The organism is Algibacillus agarilyticus (assembly GCF_003286125.1).
Lineage (GTDB): Bacteria > Pseudomonadota > Gammaproteobacteria > Enterobacterales > Alteromonadaceae > Algibacillus > Algibacillus agarilyticus.
In genome coordinates this window covers 42,070-61,021 of the sequence record NZ_QMED01000016.1, presented here as the reverse complement: position 1 = coordinate 61,021, position 18,952 = coordinate 42,070, and the positions used below count along the sequence as shown (strand labels likewise).

The 18,952-nt window shown below is 39.6% G+C and carries 11 protein-coding genes and 2 pseudogenes; 3 read left to right on the top strand and 10 right to left on the bottom strand.

The features are described 5' to 3' along the window. Positions 1-92: 92 nt before the first annotated feature. Both nirB and cobA read right to left on the bottom strand, forming a co-directional pair. Positions 93-2,648, bottom strand: coding sequence for a nitrite reductase large subunit NirB (gene nirB / locus DPX34_RS13270; protein WP_111978916.1), 2,556 nt, complete (start codon positions 2,646-2,648; stop codon positions 93-95). Between the two features lie 16 nt (positions 2,649-2,664). Continuing rightward, positions 2,665-3,495, bottom strand: a complete 831-nt coding sequence (gene cobA / locus DPX34_RS13265; RefSeq protein WP_111978915.1) for a uroporphyrinogen-III C-methyltransferase — start codon at positions 3,493-3,495, stop codon at positions 2,665-2,667. Between the two features lie 440 nt (positions 3,496-3,935). Between cobA and DPX34_RS13260 the strand changes: the two genes are divergently transcribed. Continuing rightward, complete coding sequence (locus DPX34_RS13260; RefSeq protein WP_111978914.1) at positions 3,936-6,614, top strand: molybdopterin-dependent oxidoreductase; 2,679 nt, start codon at positions 3,936-3,938, stop codon at positions 6,612-6,614. 98 nt (positions 6,615-6,712) lie between these two features. On the opposite strand, the gene DPX34_RS13255 is transcribed toward DPX34_RS13260, so the two are convergent. The 4 genes from DPX34_RS13255 to DPX34_RS13240 form a co-directional block, all read right to left on the bottom strand. Then, positions 6,713-7,192 (bottom strand): C1orf53 family protein, encoded by a 480-nt coding sequence (locus tag DPX34_RS13255; protein ID WP_232824734.1) that lies wholly within the window; start codon positions 7,190-7,192, stop codon positions 6,713-6,715. Beyond that, on the bottom strand, positions 7,192-8,976 hold the full coding sequence (locus DPX34_RS13250; RefSeq protein WP_111978913.1) for an ABC transporter transmembrane domain-containing protein: 1,785 nt from the start codon (positions 8,974-8,976) through the stop codon (positions 7,192-7,194). Before DPX34_RS13250 ends, DPX34_RS13255 begins: the two co-directional genes overlap by 1 nt. A 15-nt stretch (positions 8,977-8,991) precedes the next feature. Next, positions 8,992-9,630, bottom strand: a complete 639-nt coding sequence (locus DPX34_RS13245) for a 3'-5' exonuclease (RefSeq protein WP_111978912.1) — start codon at positions 9,628-9,630, stop codon at positions 8,992-8,994. Positions 9,631-10,190: 560 nt separating this feature from the next. Further along, a complete protein-coding gene (locus DPX34_RS13240) occupies positions 10,191-11,045 on the bottom strand; it encodes an inositol monophosphatase family protein (RefSeq protein WP_157964726.1) in 855 nt (284 codons plus the stop codon). 384 nt (positions 11,046-11,429) lie between these two features. Here DPX34_RS13240 and DPX34_RS13235 point away from each other — a divergent pair, with 384 nt between their 5' ends. Together DPX34_RS13235 and DPX34_RS13230 are read left to right on the top strand one after the other, a co-directional pair. Beyond that, positions 11,430-13,823, top strand: coding sequence for a TonB-dependent receptor plug domain-containing protein (locus DPX34_RS13235; protein ID WP_111978909.1), 2,394 nt, complete (start codon positions 11,430-11,432; stop codon positions 13,821-13,823). A gap of 299 nt (positions 13,824-14,122) precedes the next feature. Continuing rightward, complete coding sequence (locus DPX34_RS13230) at positions 14,123-15,670, top strand: BNR-4 repeat-containing protein (protein ID WP_111978908.1); 1,548 nt, start codon at positions 14,123-14,125, stop codon at positions 15,668-15,670. Between the two features lie 422 nt (positions 15,671-16,092). Here the strand turns inward: DPX34_RS13230 and DPX34_RS13225 are convergent, their stop codons facing one another. From DPX34_RS13225 to DPX34_RS13210, 4 genes and pseudogenes are all read right to left on the bottom strand, one after another. Further along, a complete protein-coding gene (locus tag DPX34_RS13225; RefSeq protein WP_111978907.1) occupies positions 16,093-17,004 on the bottom strand; it encodes a transporter substrate-binding domain-containing protein in 912 nt (303 codons plus the stop codon). 381 nt (positions 17,005-17,385) lie between these two features. Then, a pseudogene (locus tag DPX34_RS13220) lies at positions 17,386-17,802 on the bottom strand (transposase); the annotation flags it as partial. A gap of 240 nt (positions 17,803-18,042) precedes the next feature. Next, positions 18,043-18,252 (bottom strand): BrnA antitoxin family protein, encoded by a 210-nt coding sequence (locus DPX34_RS13215; protein ID WP_111978904.1) that lies wholly within the window; start codon positions 18,250-18,252, stop codon positions 18,043-18,045. Next, a pseudogene (locus DPX34_RS13210) lies at positions 18,245-18,496 on the bottom strand (BrnT family toxin); the annotation flags it as partial. The pseudogene DPX34_RS13210 and the gene DPX34_RS13215, both read right to left, overlap by 8 nt. Between the last annotated feature and the right edge of the window lie 456 nt (positions 18,497-18,952).

Below are 18,952 nucleotides of genomic sequence, written 5' to 3'. Positions count from 1 at the left end.
ATAATTTTGTACACACCATGTAAACAATACATGCTATAAAAAATAGTCTATAAGGCTCAGGTATCGATGCTGAGCCTTATCAAAAATGATATTTATACTTCAGTGACTATTATCTCTTCACCTTTCGCTGCACGTTCACGCTCATCATCAGTCATGATACGACCTTTTTCTTGACCACGTAGCTCAACATAAGCCAAGTTATCATCTGTTGCATCAGAGTTAATGAAATGAGCAAAACGTTTCAAGCGCTCAGGGTTATTAATAGTCGCTTTCCATTCACACTCATAAGTATCGATAACTTTTTGCATATCGGCTTCAAGTGAAGCACCAATATTCAATTTATCGTCGATAACAACTTCTTTAAGGTACTCAACGCCACCTTCTAAGTTATCCATCCAAACAGAAGTACGTTGCAAACGATCTGCCGTATGACAGTAGAACATAACAACACGGTCAATATACTTAATGAGTGTCTCATCATCTAAATCTGACGCAAATAAATCGGCATGACGAGGTTTCATTCCACCATTACCACACACATAAAGGTTCCAACCTTTATCAGTCGCAATCACACCTATATCTTTACCTTGCGCTTCAGCACACTCACGTGTACAACCCGAAACACCCATTTTGAATTTATGTGGCGAGCGTAAACCTTTATAACGTAGCTCTAAGTTAACCGCCATTGAGACAGAATCTAGCATGCCATAACGACACCAAGTGCTACCCACACATGATTTAACCGTACGTAATGACTTACCATAAGCTTGACCGGTTTCGAAACCAGCATTAACCAAGCGCTCCCAAATAACAGGCAATTCATGTAATTGCGCACCGAAGAAATCGATACGTTGGCCACCGGTAATCTTAGTGTAAAGGTTAAAGTCGCGACCTATTTCACCCAAAACAATTAATTGTTCAGGCTTAATTTCACCACCCGCAATACGTGGAACAACAGAATAAGTACCGTCACGTTGCATGTTGCCTAAGAAGATATCATTGGTATCTTGTAAGCTAATGTTGTCATCAGTTAATACATATTCGTTATTTTTAGTCGCTAACATTGAACCAATTGTTGGTTTACAAATTTCACAACCACGACCCGTACCATGACTTTCAATTAACTCGTCAAATGTATTAATATCTTTACTGCGAACAATATCGAATAACTCTTTACGGCTATATTCAAAATGTTCACAAAGATCAGTATTAACTTCAATACCTAATTTGCCTAACTCATTATTAAGGACTTGGCCGACCATAGCAGCACAACCACCACAACCCGTACCAGCTTTAGTACAAGATTTAAGGTCACCTAATTCATGACAACCACCTTGAATAGCTTCAACTAGGTCACCTTTAGTTACATCGTGACATGAACAAATCATAGCTGAATCAGGTAATGCATCAACACCTAAAGCAGGCGCGCCTTCAGTTGTTGGTAAAATCATAGCTTCAGGCGAACCGGGGATGTCCATGCCTTCAAGCATCATTGGTAACATAGTGCTGTAAGCTTCAACATCACCGACTAATACGGCACCAATAATTTTCTTATTGTCAGGTGAAACAACTAAACGCTTATACACTTCCGCTTTATCGTCTGAATAGGTATAGCTTAGTGAACCTTCAGTACGGCCATGACAATCACCAATACTTGCTACGTCTATACCTAATAATTTAAGCTTGGTGCTCATATCGGCACCTTTAAACTCTTCGTCACCACCAGTAAGGTGCGAAACAGCAACTTTAGCCATAGTGTAACCAGGCGCAACTAGACCAAAAATACGGCCTTGCCATAAAGCACACTCACCAATTGCATAAATATTCTCATCAGATGTTTGACAGCTATCGTTTACAACAATACCGCCACGCTCACCAATTTCTAAATCAAATTGACGCGCTAACTCATCTTGTGGGCGAATACCCGCAGAGAATAAAATCATGTCAGTTTCAAGGAAAGAGCCATCAGCAAAGTTCATGCGGTAGCGACTTGTTTCGCCAGCAACAATCTCTTTAGTATTCTTTTCAGTGTGAACACCCACTCCTAAATTTTCTATTTTGTTACGTAATAAAGTTCCGCCGCCTTCATCTAACTGAACAGCCATTAAGCGTGGAGCAAATTCAACAACGTGAGTATCAACACCTAAATTAGTTAAAGCATTTGCCGCTTCAAGCCCTAATAGGCCACCACCAACAACAACACCGGTCTTACTTACTTTAGATGACGCTGTAATCGCTTCTAAATCTTCAATCGTACGATAAACCAAGCAATGATCTTGATCTTTACCAGGGATTGGCGGGACAAACGGGAATGACCCCGTTGCCAATACTAACTTGTCGTAGCTTTCTACACGACCGCTAGCCGTTGTAATAGTCTTAGCGGCTTTATCAATCGTGATTACTTTATCTTTAACAATAAAACGAACGCCATGCTCGTCATAATAATCGCCCGAAGTCAGCATTAAGTCGTCAGCAGTTTTACCTGCGAAATAATATGAAAGACCAACACGGTCATATGCAAGGCGTGGTTCTTCTGAAAATGTAACGACTTCAAAGTTTTCATAATCTGGATGGTGGATTAAGTTATCAATAAACTTATGCCCGACCATTCCGTTACCAACAACAATAATTTTTTGTTTAGTAGCCATAGTGTAGATCTCCCCGTTAGGCTGATAATTGCATTTCGGCTAATACTTCGTGGTCGAAGCTCGAAATAGATGAATGATGTTGAGTTGTACCAAACCAGTGCAAAGGCTCAGCTAGAGAAACGACTTGACCCACAACCACCAAAGAAGGTGATTGCAGCTCGTTTGCTTTAGCAACGTCACTGAGTTCGGCTAGCGTTGTAGTGAAAACACGCTGAGATTGCTGACAACCTCTTTCAATTAAGGCAGCTGGCGTATCAGCAGACAATCCGAAGCGGGTAAGCTCACTTGTAATAAGTGGTAATTTGCTTAATCCCATATAAAAAACAAGCGTGTGGTTTAAGGCCGCCATCGCTTGCCAATCTAAATCTAAACTTTTTTCACCATGTGCGGTTACAAATGTACAACCTTGTGAAATTCCACGGTGAGTAACAGGAATACCTGCATAAGTGCTTGCACCAATACCAGCGGTGATACCGGGTACAATTTCAACATCAATGTTGCGTGCCTTAAGGGCTAAAACTTCTTCTCCACCGCGACCAAAAACAAAAGGGTCACCGCCTTTTAAGCGACAAATAGAATACCCTTGCTGTGCGCGATCGATTAATAAATGATTAATTTCATCTTGTGTTAAATAGTGTTGGCCTTTCGCTTTACCAACATAGAGTGCAACTGACTCTTTAGGAAAAAGACTGCGTATTTCAGTACTAACAAGATTATCATATATAATAATGTCAGCGGTCTGAATAGACCTTAATGCTTTTACGGTTAGTAAATCTGCATCGCCAGGTCCAGCACCAACTAAAGCAACTTTGCCATAGTTTGAATTTATCTTCGTTGATTTATTCATAACTGCCTACTCAAAATAATCATGCACCCTTTTGGCTGCATGTCTTGAGTCAGATAAAGCAATTACAATACCAACTTTGTTAAATATTTTTACATGAAAAATAAAAGATATAACTTTCAATTACTTAAACTAAAACTTTGTTTTATTTGGCAATCTAACATTAAATTAATACTATAGATGTAGAAAACTTTTCTATACCTCTTTCACCACCACAGTGGTGCGATGCACCAATACAATGCGCAAAAACGGGATTATGAATATATAATGAGATTAATGCTCATTATTTATTCACCAACTAAGGGAAATTCAATAGCACGAAAACCATAATACCCCTTTAAAATCAAATGGATACAAAAAACCAGTCTAGGTATTATAAATATTGGTTTATAAATTGCATTTACATCCCGCAATACAACGACGTAGATGAGAAGAGTTTGACGATGGCTGAAGCAAAAATGATAAATACTACCTGTGCGTACTGTGGCGTAGGGTGTGGTATTAAAGCAGAGATTTTAAATAACAAAGTAACCATAGAAGGTGATGAAAACCACCCTGCCAATTATGGAAAGCTCTGCTCAAAAGGTTTAGCCTTAGGCGAAACATTGAGTCAAACAGGACGCCTGCTGCACCCGGTTATTGATAATAAGCAGGTTGAATGGAATCAAGCGATTAATGCAGCCGCAGAAGGCTTAAGTAAAACAATCAAAGAACATGGCGTCAACTCTGTCGCTTTTTACGTTTCTGGCCAGTTATTAACTGAAGACTATTACGTAGCAAACAAGTTAATTAAAGGGTTCATTGGTAACAACAATATTGATACAAACTCACGTTTATGTATGTCATCGGCAGTAGTGGGCCACAAACGTGCATTTGGTGAAGATATCGTTCCAATTTGTTACGACGATTTAGATCATGCCGAAGTCATCACGCTCGTTGGTTCAAACCTGGCTTGGGCACACCCTATTTTATTTCAACGTATTAAAGCCGCTAAAGCCAAAAACCCAAATGTTAAGCTCATTGTTGTTGATCCTCGTCGTACCGATAGTTGCGATATAGCCGATTTACATCTTGCTATTAAACCGGGCACTGATGTCGCTTTATTCAATCGTCTATTAATCGAAATCGAGCGCAAGGGCAAAATAAATCAAGATTATACCGCTCAACATACGAATGGCCTTGACGCCGCATTAGCCAGCGCAAAAGCCGAATACACAAATGATGACGACTTAATCGAATTACTCGGTGTAACTGAAAAAGAGCTAAGCGCCTTTTTATATTTATACACTGAAACAGATAAACCATTGACAGCCTTCACTATGGGCGTAAATCAATCAACGCACGGTAGTGATAAAGTAAACAGTATCATTAACTGTCACCTTGCGACCGGGACGATAGGTTATGAAGGTGCAGGTCCATTCTCGGTAACAGGCCAACCAAACGCAATGGGCGGACGAGAAGTGGGTGGCTTAGCCAATATGCTCGCCTCTCATATGGAATATACAAATGAAGATCACCGCGCGCTCGTCGGCGAATTCTGGAACACAGATAAAATCACGGATACAGCGGGTCTAAAAGCGGTTGATTTGTTTGAAAAAATTGAACAAGGTGAAATCAAAGCCGTTTGGGTAATGGCGACAAATCCAGTCGTTAGTTTGCCAAACGCCGATCAAGTTAAGCGCGCACTCGAAAAGTGCCCTCTTGTGATTGTTTCAGATTGCTACAGCGACACCGACACCATGCGCTTCGCCGATATAAAATTACCAGCACAAGGCTGGTCAGAAAAATCAGGCACGGTAACCAATTCAGAACGTCGAATTTCTCGTCAACGCAACTTGCTACCCGCCGCCGGTGAAGCCTTACCCGATTGGAAAATAATCAGTAAAGTCGCACAACAAATGGGCTACGCCGCTGAATTTAGTTATTTGCACGAAGCCGAGATATTTGCCGAACACGCCCGCTTATCCGCTTATAAAAATACCGGCGACCGTGCATTCAATATCGGTACACTCGGAAAAATAAGCCAAGATGAATATGACGCGCTAGCACCTTTTCAATGGCCAATGAATGATGAAAACCCTCAAGGTACCGCACGATTTTTCGCTGAAGGTGGTTTTAGTACGCCCGATAAAAAAGCAAACTTTATTGCGGTAACGTATCAAGATGCGGCACGTAAATGCAGCATCGAATACCCTTTCATTTTAAATACAGGCCGAATTCGTGATCAATGGCATACGATGACACGCACCGCCATGTCGAGCCGCTTAAACAATCACACACCAGAAGCATATATTAATGTTCATCCTGAAGATGCCAAAACATTAGGCTTGCAAGACAGAACACTTGCTTTGGTAAGCAGTGATTTAGGCTCTGCCACGCTTCGCGTTATCGTTAGTGAAACGGTTAGAGAAGGGGATACTTTTGCCCCCATGCATTGGACAGATGTGTTATCCAGCCAAGGCCGAATTAACACCGTCGTCAGTTCAGAATTTGATGCATTCTCGGGCCAACCTGAGTTTAAACATACCCCAGTTAAAATTGAGCCTTGGTTTTATCAAAGCGAAGCTATTTTAGTGACACGCGAAGAACTAGATTCGGTTGATGCTGAATATTGGGTTAAACAAAAAATCGAGCATGGTTATTTATATCGTATCGCCAGCCAACTTGATTCAAACACATTTGCCGAAAATCTCATTAACGCACATTGCCAAGTTGCACATCATCAAAAACTGAGTTTCAGTAACCCTAATTCGGGTTTAGTGCGTTTTGCCGCTCTTAATAATGCAGCCGTTGCCGCCTGTGTTATGGTTGCCCCACGTTTATTTGGCGGTCAGCATAAGCAAGATTTAGAGTGGTTGTCTGAGCTATTAGGCGAGCCATTAGAAACCGAAGAAATGGGGTCTATTTTATCGGGTGAAGCGCAAGGTCGTTATGCGGTTGGCCGCAAAGTCTGTGCTTGTAAAAACGTCGGTTACAAAACGATTTGCAATGCCATAAAAGATAAAAAATTATGCACACCTGAAGCGGTAAGCCAAGAAACTGAAGCCGGTACTGGTTGTGGTTCTTGTCTACCCGAAATCAGTACTATTTTAGAAGAAATTCAAATCGAGATGATTGATTAAAAACAGTCTCCCCCCGAATGCGCGGCTCTCTACTGGGGCTGCGCGTTCACCCTACTTTTATTAATAATAACGACACACCCCCTCATACCAACCTCAGGTTAATCAGCAGAGCCATAAGGGCAATGTTTACAACCATTACCACAACATGTACCTCTTTTTAAATGAAACCAACGACTAAACACATGAAACCCCTTCTCAATCGTAAAATCAATATGTTCGACTAAAGCAACACTATGTGGGTTTTCATTCCGATACCGCTTAGCAATAGCCAACAGCTCGGGTAATGTATGCTGCTGATACAAATGCGCTAATCGGCTGCCGGTTTGCTTATTCAAACACGTTTCGCAATAACAACTCGCGTGTTTAAAGTTTAAGTCGATAGGTAAAGGCGGTAGCTCTTTAATACGTGTTCGCGTCATACACCAACAAACACGCTTCGAGCTTTGACTATCAATATTTTGAAGATCCTTATCTTGAAGAGCAGTATTGTCAACATCAACACCTAAGTCATCATGGCCTCGTATTTTATCAACATCGCAACCAAATGCTTGGCCACATCCTTTACAAATGGTTTCCATTAATTTTTATTCGCTTTATCAAATTGTAATTCACACAAACGTTTATAAACACTCGACGATTCAAGTAAACCCGTATGCGTACCCGTTGCAATTATTTCGCCTTGCTCCATCACAACAATTAAGTCAGCATGCACCACCGTAGCTAATCGATGAGCAATAATTAACGTTGTGCGATTTTGCATAACGGTTTTTAATGCGGCTTGCACATGAAACTCACTCTCGGCATCTAATGCACTTGTCGCTTCATCTAACAATAAAATATCGGGGTTTTTCAAAATAGCTCTGGCAATCGCAATTCGTTGCTTTTGTCCACCCGATAATCGCACACCTTGCTCGCCTAAAAAGCTAGCATACCCTTGTGGCAACTGATCAATAAACTCATTGGCATGCGCTTGAGTTGCTGCATTTTTTATGTCGGCTTCGCTCGCCTGCGGTTTGCCATATTTAATGTTGTGCCATACGTCACTACTAAACAACACAGGGTGCTGCGATACCATCCCCATTGATTCTCGTAACGTCGTTAAACTAATATCAGTGATATTGCAGCCACTAAATTCAATGCGTCCAGACAAAGGGTCATAAAAGCGTTGTAACAATTCAAATAAAGTGGTTTTACCGGCACCCGAATGACCAACTAACGCAACCGTTTGTCCACGATAAATAGCCAAATTAATATTTTTTAAGGCGGGTACATCGGGCCTTGAAGGGTAACAAAAAGACACATTATTAAAGCTGATCACCGGCTGATTCATGACATCTTGCGCTAATAAACTCATTGGTTGATCGGGGTCAACAATCGCACTTTCAACTTTCAATAAATCAAGTAAACGAGAAGCAGCTCCCGCTGCTCGTTGCAATTCACCGTACACTTCGGCGATTGTCGCCATCGACATTGCAACCATGATGGCATAAAAAACAAAAGCCCCCAGCTCACCACCCGACATATTGCCTTCGAGCACATCCATGCCCCCAACCCAAAGCATGATACTAATAGAGGCAAATGTTAAAAAGATCACCGCCGCAATCAAATATGAACGCTGTTTAATGCGTTGTTTAGCCACATTAAACGCTTTTTCAACTTCGCCCGAAAAAGCGCCCTGCTCTTGTGCTTCGTGTGTATAACTCTGAACCACTTTGATATTTTGAATAATTTCGCCGGCATATGTGCCGATATCAGCAATCGCATCTTGACTGCTCACGGCTAATTTTTTGACTTTCCGGCCAAAAATAAACATCGGGATTAACACAATCGGTACGCTCGCTAAGACCAAAAGCGTTAATTTAAAGCTTGTTAACAGCAACATGAATAAACCACCAACGAGTGTTAATGCGCTGCGTAAAGCCATTGAAAATGAAGAGCCAACAATGGATTGCAACAATGTCGTATCGGTTGTTAAACGCGACATTAACTCACCGCTGCGGTTTTCTTCAAAATAACTCGGATGTAAATAAATGATTTTTTCGAAGACTGCTTTGCGCAAATCAGCACTCACCCGTTCACCTAACCACGACATCAAATAAAAGCGAACAAAAGTGCCTATCGCCAGTAAGCTAATCATGGCCACTAACATTAAAATCGTTTGACTTAATTGCTCTGCTGACCCCGCAATAAACCCTTGGTCAATCACCATTTTAACGCCCTGGCCCAAGGATAAACTAACACCCGCGGTTAACAATAAAGCAAGCAAAGCGCTTAATGCCATCCACTTATACTGCTTTACTAACGCAAATATCGGTAACAAACTTTTTAATGCACTTTGCGGATCTTGCGGTTCAGTTTTCATGATGAGCCTTTAGGGTTAGCCGTTAACGTGTACACGTATCCATTTTTCAATTACCTTGCCGATACTACCTTTTGGCGCTTTGCAGATCCGCATGATGAGTTTAAAAGGCACTTCAGCAAGTTGATATTCAATTTTTATATCTTCAATCATCTTGAGCCATAATTTAGCGGTCATTTCAGCATCAAATAACGCACGGTGAAAACCATCTTTGGCTGGAATATTTTTATACGTGATCAGCTCACCTAACTTATGGCTGGGCGCATTAGGATAAATACGTCGCGCCAACAATAGCGAACAGGCAAACTCACCACCGGTATGCGGGCTCGACACTAATTCAAGCTCATGTTCCAAAAAGCGCTTATCAAAAGAGGCATTATGCGCAACCAGGTTTGAACCTCGTATAAAATCGGCAAATTCATACATCACCGTTGAACATGAACGAGAGCCTTTTAACATGCTATTTGTAATGCCCGTGTAACCTTGTATAAAAGAGCTAATCAAAAAACCGGGGTCCATAAGCTCTTGAAATGTATCAACAACCTGCCCGCTCTCAATTTTAACGGCACCGATTTCAATGGCTCTATCACCTAAATTAGGCGATAAGCCAGTGGTTTCAAAATCGAGAATAATGAGTGAATCAGCTTGGGGTAGCATAAATAAAAGTTCCTAAGGGTTAGCTTGTTGAGCAAGAGTATCTCGTAAGTATATCGGGCAAAGAAATCGAACAGGTATAAAGATGCGCAAGTCTACACCAGAAAAGAAAATAACGAGCTTAAATATAAGATACCCAAGTTGGTTAGACCGAGCAGAACTTACTTGGGTATAACATGCTATAGTCAAAGCGATCGGGTTTTAGGGGCAGGTTTCTAGTTCCAGACGAAACCTAAGTACTTACATCCATGTAAGCAAAGCCGTCAAAGCTACCGCGTCCTGCTCTCGCCCCTTACCTGCATCCATGCAGGCAAGCTTCGAGACGCCATGAGCATATGCTCTACTATGTGATTGGGGCCGCCTAAATGGATTTAGGTGTTAGAACGACGCAGGAGCCAAAGTCGAGAGTAAGCGCTGACAATGAACCATAAAACCTGAGCGAGAAGACTATAAAATCAAACGATGTAAAAAATACCGATGCGATCCAATCGATTATTGAACAAGTCAAACCAACACAAAACGGCTATACGGCAATACGGTTCAGGCTAGCAAGAGTAAACTCGTTATTTTATGCAACTCGCCAGTTCTTCACTAAATGGCTGATCTTTCGACACAATCATCATTTGCTTTGAACGAGCTTGCCCTTGTTTAAATTTAGAAAAATCATAATCTTGTGTGATCTGAAAACTAAGCAGCGTGCCATCAATAAAACGTTGATCAAAACCTAAGTTACGTAAAATCGCACTGCCTGCTGCGGCGTCCCAAATATTTAACCCAGCACAAATACCCGCCATACGACCTAAAGCCAAATAAACATAAGGAAACACCACACTATAATAGGTAGTAACGCCTCGGTTAAGGCCTTCAACGGTTTTGGTCTTAGCAATTAATTGGTTAATAACTAAGACTCGCGATGGATGATCGCCATTATTTTTTAGTTCAGGTGAAACAACTTGCAATTCTTCAAAGCGGGGTAACTTGCCAACACCTTGACCATACAAGGTTTGGCCATTGTGAGTAATAATAGCCTCATATGTGCCTGGCAAAACAATACAACCATCAGATATTGTGCCTTCACAAGCAAAACCAATCGAAACTCCCCACAAAGGCACTAATGAAGCATAAGGTACCGTTCCGTCTATCGGGTCGATAATATAACAATTGCCGGCTAATGCTTGATCTAACTCAGCTTGGCTTAATTCTTTTATGGTTTCTTCACCAATAACAAACGTATTATTCTCTGGATCAGCTAATGCCGCAATTGCCGTATCTTCAACTAACTTATCAGCTTGCGTAACAATGGAGTTATCGGGTTTAATTTCGGTCGTTAATTTTTGTTGCTCAGCGACAGCAATATCTGCCAATTCACAGGCAATTTGATAAATAGATGGCGCGTTCCAATTAGATTTTTGTGACAAAACAGAGTCCTTATTTATTATTGGCTTGCAATGCTTTCATTGTAAGCGGTTTACCTGCAACATCAAACACCGCGAAAACGATATATACCCAATTGATAATGGCTTAGGCATAAAAACCAGTGCTCACTCTGCAATAAACGACTCTTTTGAACTGGGCGCATCAATCAGTTACATAAAAATTGATGATGAACCTAATACCACACTGCATGCATCTGTTCTCTTTATAGCTGACTTGCCCTCATTTTATTTTTAGTGCTTTTATTGGTTTATCTATAAAAGCATTAAAAACTAACCTAAAAAGTGACCTCAGCGCCTTTTTAGCCTATATTTAGCGGCATAAAAATACTATTCAATTAAATTTAAATAACCTTTAACGAGCTAGCCGTGTTAAAAAACTATCGACAATCATTACTTCGACCCTATTTAAGTTTGTTTTTTTTAGCGATGCCGTTAAATGCCGTATCAGCTGAAAATGCAAACGATATATTTCAAATGTCGCTCGAAGAATTAATGACGATAAAAATATCTACCAGCAGCTTATCAAAATCAAATTTCAAAGGTACCGCGTCAGCCGTTACGCTAATCAGACAAGAACAAATAATTTACTCACCTGCTAAAAATCTTACGGCATTATTAGAGCAATATGTTCCCGGCTTACTGGTTATGGCGCATTCCGAAGGTGATAAAATTGGCTTGCGGGGTCACATTGCTGCCGAAAACTACAAATTATTACTATTAGTTAATGGCAAAAATATCACGAATATGGTCTACGAAGGCGCAATTACAGAGCTAGACCAATGGGATCTACACGATATAGAAAAAATTGAAGTCGTTCGAGGTCCGGGCTCTGTCACGTATGGCTCAGGGGCGATAGCTGGCGTCATAAATATCATTACCAAAAGTGCTAATGATCAAGCACCACACTTCAATGTTAATTTATCAGCGAATGACAGCTACCGCAGTAAAGGCGGTAGCATACAGTTTAAAAAAACGTGGGATGAGCTTTCACTTTACTCTTTTTTATCACATCGAGAATCTGATGGTTTAAAAAATCCAGATTATTTTGTATTGGGTTACCAAGAAAATACCGACAATCGATATTTAGGCCAACGTCCGAACGATACGTTACCCGCGCAAGACTATTTAGCCGATACGTTTTCTAGGCCGCAGATAAAAGCGCATTTTGATTTAAATTATGGTGAAAATTTGAATGCCTGGTTACGGTATACCCAGTCAGGCCAAAGCCACCATTTTACAAATAAAAATATAGTGCAAGCTAATGGCAATCAAGAAAGACAAAATCGTCGCCAAGTCGGGTTACGCAGTTTTATTGCGTCAGTTAATCATAACTATGACCTTAACGCGTCTCTAAATATAAGCAATGCTTTTACATACGATAATCAAGAATATATTCGCTGGAACCACATTAGCAATCAGTCAGAATGGCAACACCCAAACAATATAAAAGATTATGCGTTTTCACAAGAACGCTTTACCGCCAATTCATTATTTAAATACACAGGATGGGCGCAATTTGATGTTGTAACCGGCATTGAATACACAAAAACATTAGTCCGATCGCCTTGGCACAAAAGTGACGACCATATCTGGATCAGAGAAGGCGCTAATTTAATTAGCAACTTAAATACGAGTGTTTATACCCAAGGTGCCTCTGCAACACCCCGATTAAATGAAAGCAATAGTATCGAAATTGGTAAAGGGATCACCACCGAAACCTACACACATTTACTCGAAGCAAGCTATAAAATATCTGACGTTAATAAAATTACTTACTCGCACCGAATTGATTCACCCGATATTGCCAGCACCATGTATTCACCCAGATTGGCTTGGGTTAATCAATTAGACTCGGATAATACACTGGTCGTTATCGCGCAACGCGCATTAAGAATGATGCCACTGCGAGCTCAACATGTATATAACTTACAAAACCAAGGTAGCCGTAATACCGATCATGAGTCGATTGATGGCGTTGAGGTTTCATTAAATAGTAAATTATTAGCGAATACCTCTATCAACGTAAGAGGTTATTACAACGATATTCATGCCATTGGTTTTACGGGCGGCGATTTACAATTTTTAAGTGATTATCAACTTTTTGGTATTGATGTAGAACTCAATTATAAAAAAGATAATATTGATTTCGTGTTAAACCATGCTTATATCAAACCGCTTGATGTAGAAATGAATGAAGCCTTAAAAAATGGCAGCAATAAAAACAACATCTCCTTTTCAGATTACAATTATCAATCGCGAGGCGACATCCCCCTTAGTTTAGAAAGCTACGGCGATGGTTTAAATAACATTCCCGAAAATGTCACTAAATTAATTGTCACCGCCAAGTTTTTAGACAATACAGTCGTTGCACAACTTAGTTCGCAGCTTTATTGGGGGTACGACGGCAGTTATGACGAAATGCACATGTACCAAAACGCTTACGATAACGTTGATACCAGCACATTATCCGCACAAGAGCATATTATTTTTCAAGAGCAGAAACGTATTTTTGAAAATGAGCGTCGGTTGTTAGACAATAATGATGCTTACAAATTTGATTACAACGTCAATATGTCGCTAACTTATCACTGGCAATTAGATAATGATCGACTCATTAATTGGTCGTTATTTATTGATAACATCACCCGTTCTAAAAAATTATATTATGTCAGCACGGGGTCTTCTCATGCTATACCTGAACGTTTGAAGTACCTTGAGCAACCCACTACGGTTGGTGTTAACGTTTCCTATTCATACTAGTTTTATGCTGCCAGGTTACTTCATATGCTCAACACGCATATTGAAGTGCTTGAGTATAAAAAACAGTCAAACCTGAATATAAAAGATTTAATATAAATATCTTGCAAAACCAGCGTTAAAATTTTAATAGCGAATCAAATCACCAAAGCTTTAAACATTTGTACAAATGCCACACCGGATATAAAATAAAATAGTTACCGAATAAAGTAATGACAAAATAACATTATGCAATCCACAACTGGGTTATGCTAAATCACAATACTTTCACTTGTCTCATAAACTAATGGAAACAATATTTAATGAATAGATTGAGTGTTTTACGCTTACTATCGCTCACAAGCTTGATAGCCTTAACGGTATTAACAGGATGTGCATCGCAAAAACCAACAAAGTCGGCAGAGGTTACATTAGTGAGCCAAACCAAAATCACCGATGGCGCTTTACACTTTGATGGCAAAAAATTAAACGGTAAAACCTTTGAAAACCCTGCAAAAGGTGACGCTTACGATTACTTTTTTGGGAAGAATATTTCAGCCCATGGTGATGCCGTTAAACCCTATAAACATTACGTATTCATGACCTGGTACAAAGGTGGAAAATCGAATAGGAATGTCATGCTGTCACGGTTAAATACGAAAACCGGCAGTGTTAAAACAATTGAGTTCCCGCATCGTCATACTGGTTTTCGGGGTGATCCATTGGTCGGTGAATCGCACAACACCATTGGTTTAGCGATTAGTCCTATCAACGGTACAATTCATATGGTGTACGACATGCACGCCTATCGTGATGATACGATCAATGACAGATTTAAAGGTCGTTTTATCAATGATTATTTCCGTTACTCCTACTCCGTTGTTGGCGCAGCAGAAGTTAGTGATGAGGCCTTTACATTAAATCAGTTTGTCAAAGATACCAGCGCTGTGAGTGAAGGCCCTGACGATTATAAACACCTAACCATGACTGGAAGCCTAGAAGACAAAGAAAATTTTGTTGCTTTAACTTATCCTAAATTTTATACCAGTGAAGATGGCTCCTTAATTCACTACATGCGTTGGGGTGGTAATAACAATGGTGCTTATTATTTCAATAAATATGACGCGGCCAATCAACGCTGGACTCGATTTACGCCATTCAACCATAAAGACCAAAAGACACATGGCCACCCATATAACTGGGGCTTGTATGGTTACATGAAGTACGTCAACGGCAAACTCAGAGTTGGTTTTCAGCAACGCAGTGCGAATAACAAAGACCGTTATAAATATCAAAATGGCGTCTATTACGCCTACTCAGATCATCCCGATGGCATGGGTAGCTGGAAGAACCACAAAGGGCAACCGATGACATGGCCTTTAGTAAACTCTGACGAAATTAAAGTGTTTGAGCCCGGTGATTACATAAGCCATCAAGAGCCAAATTCGGTGTATATCGTGGGTGGATTCGACTGGACCGTGACCAAAAATGAAGATATTCATTTCATTAGTAAAGTGCGTTCTTCTAAAGCTAAACGCCCAGATTTTGAAAACATTGCTATTCATGCATATAAGCCTGCGGGATCGGATGAATTTAAGATCTCTACCGATTTTACCGGTGGTGATTCAATTTATACTGCAGGGGATGACATTTTCATCATCGGTTTAAACAAGGGTTACCCTTACGTCGAAAAGGCCAAAGGCGGCACTAATGATTTTGTCCCGATGTACCAACAAAAAGGCGGTACCCAGTTTGATCACGGCACCATTCATATAAAAGATGGCAAAGCCTATTACTTTTTAATGGAGCGTGGCACGGGTAATTCACTGCCATTACACTTGCAAATTATTGATTTGGGACTTGAGCCATAACTCACACTAAACGTGACTAAAGCAGCTCATTAAGAGACGCACCGCCCTTAAAGGCTTACATCATTGGTGTAAGCCTTTTTAATTTTTACTACGTTCATTATGATTATGAAAAACAGACCCATCGTTTTGTAAACAGACATTCATTAATAATAACTATTTATTTTTTAAACTTAATACCCGTTCTAAAAGCTTAATTAAAAGGCCCGTATGTAGAATAATTAGCGCCCATATACCGCAGACGCCAAATATAAAGAATAATAAATTATCCTCTATGTCAAACATCGTGCAGGACAGGCATTATTAAACCTATAACTTTAAGTTAGCTACTTTATGAGAAGTTTAATTTTAGTAGGGTAAGCCGGATAGTTTGACATCACACGGTGCATATCACACGGTGCATATCAAATGATGGATCCTTACGCTTAATCGACAGATAAATTTAACGGTGTCCAACGATCAACCTGCTCATTAAAAAAGCCAGAGTCTATATAATACTGGCGGATCTTACCTTTAGACCGAAATTGCTTAATCGCCTTATTTAAGCTACGTATAATGACCTGACCACTCTGGCTATGTTTCGACACAATATAATGACGAGAATAAGGAACTGTTACTTTAACATTAGCGACGGGAACTAAACGAAAGTGCCCTTCTGGAAAGTTTTCAATTGGGGTTAAAGTATAAGCGAAATTGTCTTCTTGAAAATAAAAGGGCCATAAAACAAAATCAGCATAACCGCGCTTAACAAAGCTAAACATTTCAAATGCCGTTCGCTTAGAAATGTTTTTTCGCAGCGGCATCGCATTAAGCAAACGCCAATCATTGACCCAGAGTTTGTTTGATACGCCAACCAAACCGTTAAGATCATCCACGCTCATTATTTGTAACTGCTTAGCGCGATCAGGGCTGGTATATAAACCCAAAATATATTCATTTTTTCGGTAAATTGGCTCACTTTGCAAAACATGAGGGCTAACCGTATTAGACCACGTCGTTTCACCTATCATGTCGGCTTCGCCTTCTTCGACCATACGTACGGCGTGGCTATAATCAAATGCAGGAATAAATTGAAATTCAGTTTTAAAGTTAACGGCGTTAAACAACTGACATAAAAGATGGATTTCTATTGCACCGCGATACGGAGTGGTAAACGTTGTTTCTTGTTGTTTATAACAAGGTTGTTGTTTAACTAACTGTAAATACTTAGCACTGTGATAACGTGACGTCGCAATCTTAATTTTTTGGATATCAGCCAAGGCCATAGACACAAACGTGTTTAATAACAAACACACCGCCAATACATACCAGTAAACAGATACTTTTAACACAATCATACTAATGGCTAACTTTGCACAACGACATAATAAACACCTAATCCTACCTAAATTCAATAAAAAACCTTAAGGCTTATCTTTTAATATAGCGTTAATATGGTTATCTGCAGGAAATAATCAACTCCTCCCATAAAACCCATTATTTCGAGTATTTCACTTAGCTAAGCTAATATAAAATTTACCAACCTAAACAAGCAAAAACGTAGAACATCAACAATGATGAAAATAGTCACGCCTAAAAACCTAAATTCATCAATCCAACGTAATTTATGCGTATTTAACACCATCAAAATGAATAAATAAAACGATCAGCTCACTCATTTATCAAACACAATGTAGCCAAGATCGCTTTGATACTTCTTTTCTTAGAAAGGCTGTCCCAAACATGTGGCGACCAATTAAGCCTTCGCTATCGCATATCATTAATACTTGTGTGAACAGGGGTTCGATTTGATCTTTCATTTTCGCGACAAACCCCGCAATGCAGGTGTAGTGCGGTTGAATGTCGCCGGATAAACTCATGAACGTGATATTGGTTTGACACGCTAACGCAATTTTACGACTGGTGATGAGCCCACGTGAATAGGCGAACAAAATGATCTTTAACATAACAGCAGGCGGATAAGCTGCGGCACCGGTGTGATCGTTATGGTAATGGTCATCAAACCCCGATAAATCTAAATGATTATCGACAATATGAGACAACGCATATTCGAATGTACCGGGGATAATTTGGCGAGAAAAATCAATAGGGATAAATTTACTTTGGCAGGATAAGTCTGGTTTGTAATTAGCCATGAAATTGAATACCGAGTTGAATAATATCAATTAGATCACAACGAAGATCGGCGTTCAATACAAAATTTAGCGAAAGAATAAAAGGATCTGAAAGGCTTATTAAGTGCGGATTTTGTTCTAAAAAAGAGAAATTCTACAGCCTCAACGCCATCTTAAGCGGCAATAAAATAGCTGGCTAAAATTAGCGAGGGACGAGCAAAAGCCAGCTGTTTTTTGTCCGTTTAAGCAACTTAATTTTACCTACTGCCAGTTGAGTTTTAATTCTTTATGGCTTTGAGCACAATCTTTAAGGTAAAGGTTGATTAAATTTTGGTAAGGAACACCATTTTGATCTGATAACTGTTTGAAGTACTCAATTACATCTTGATCTAAACGGATAGTTATCTGTTTTTTAAGCTTTTTCACATACGGATTAGGCACGGAATTAGAAAAGTCATATTGATCACGCATATCGACACTCCTCGTATTGCTTGCGTTCATATTTATCTGCTTTTCTAGCAGAAATAATACGAATGTTATCATCCGGCTCTCGGTAACAATGACATACGGCTAAAGTTTTAAAGTCATTACTTTGACCGAGAATAATAAAACGTTCTTCGCTAAAAGAGCTATCGGGATCAGGTATTAAACGAGCATATGAATCAAAGAATACAGATTGAGCTTCATCGAAACTCACACCATGCTTTTTGATATTAGTACTGGCTTTTTAGGATCCCATTCAAAATTAATATCACTCATAAATTACAGTGTAGTTATATTATAATTAGGATGCAAAGTATGAAGTAAAACTAACACTCAATACCAATAATTCTTATAAGCCATTCATAAACAGCATTTAAAAAATATCCGTATTGCTTAAAATTTATTTAATAATGTCAGTACGTTAGCATCAATTTAACTTTACATTCACCTTAAATTAAGCCTATAAAAACAAGCCATTTACACTTTTGTGAAAGAACAGGCCATATTTGGCCTATTATGTAAAATTAAAATTTTATAAATATCAATAAAAACAATACGTTATTGAACACTCGTTATTTAATCGAGTCAAATTATTATTTACATACCGCGCCACCCTGATCGACCATGCAGGACAGGCACATATAAACCCATCAGCTCGCTCATTTATCAAACACAATGTAGCCAAGAT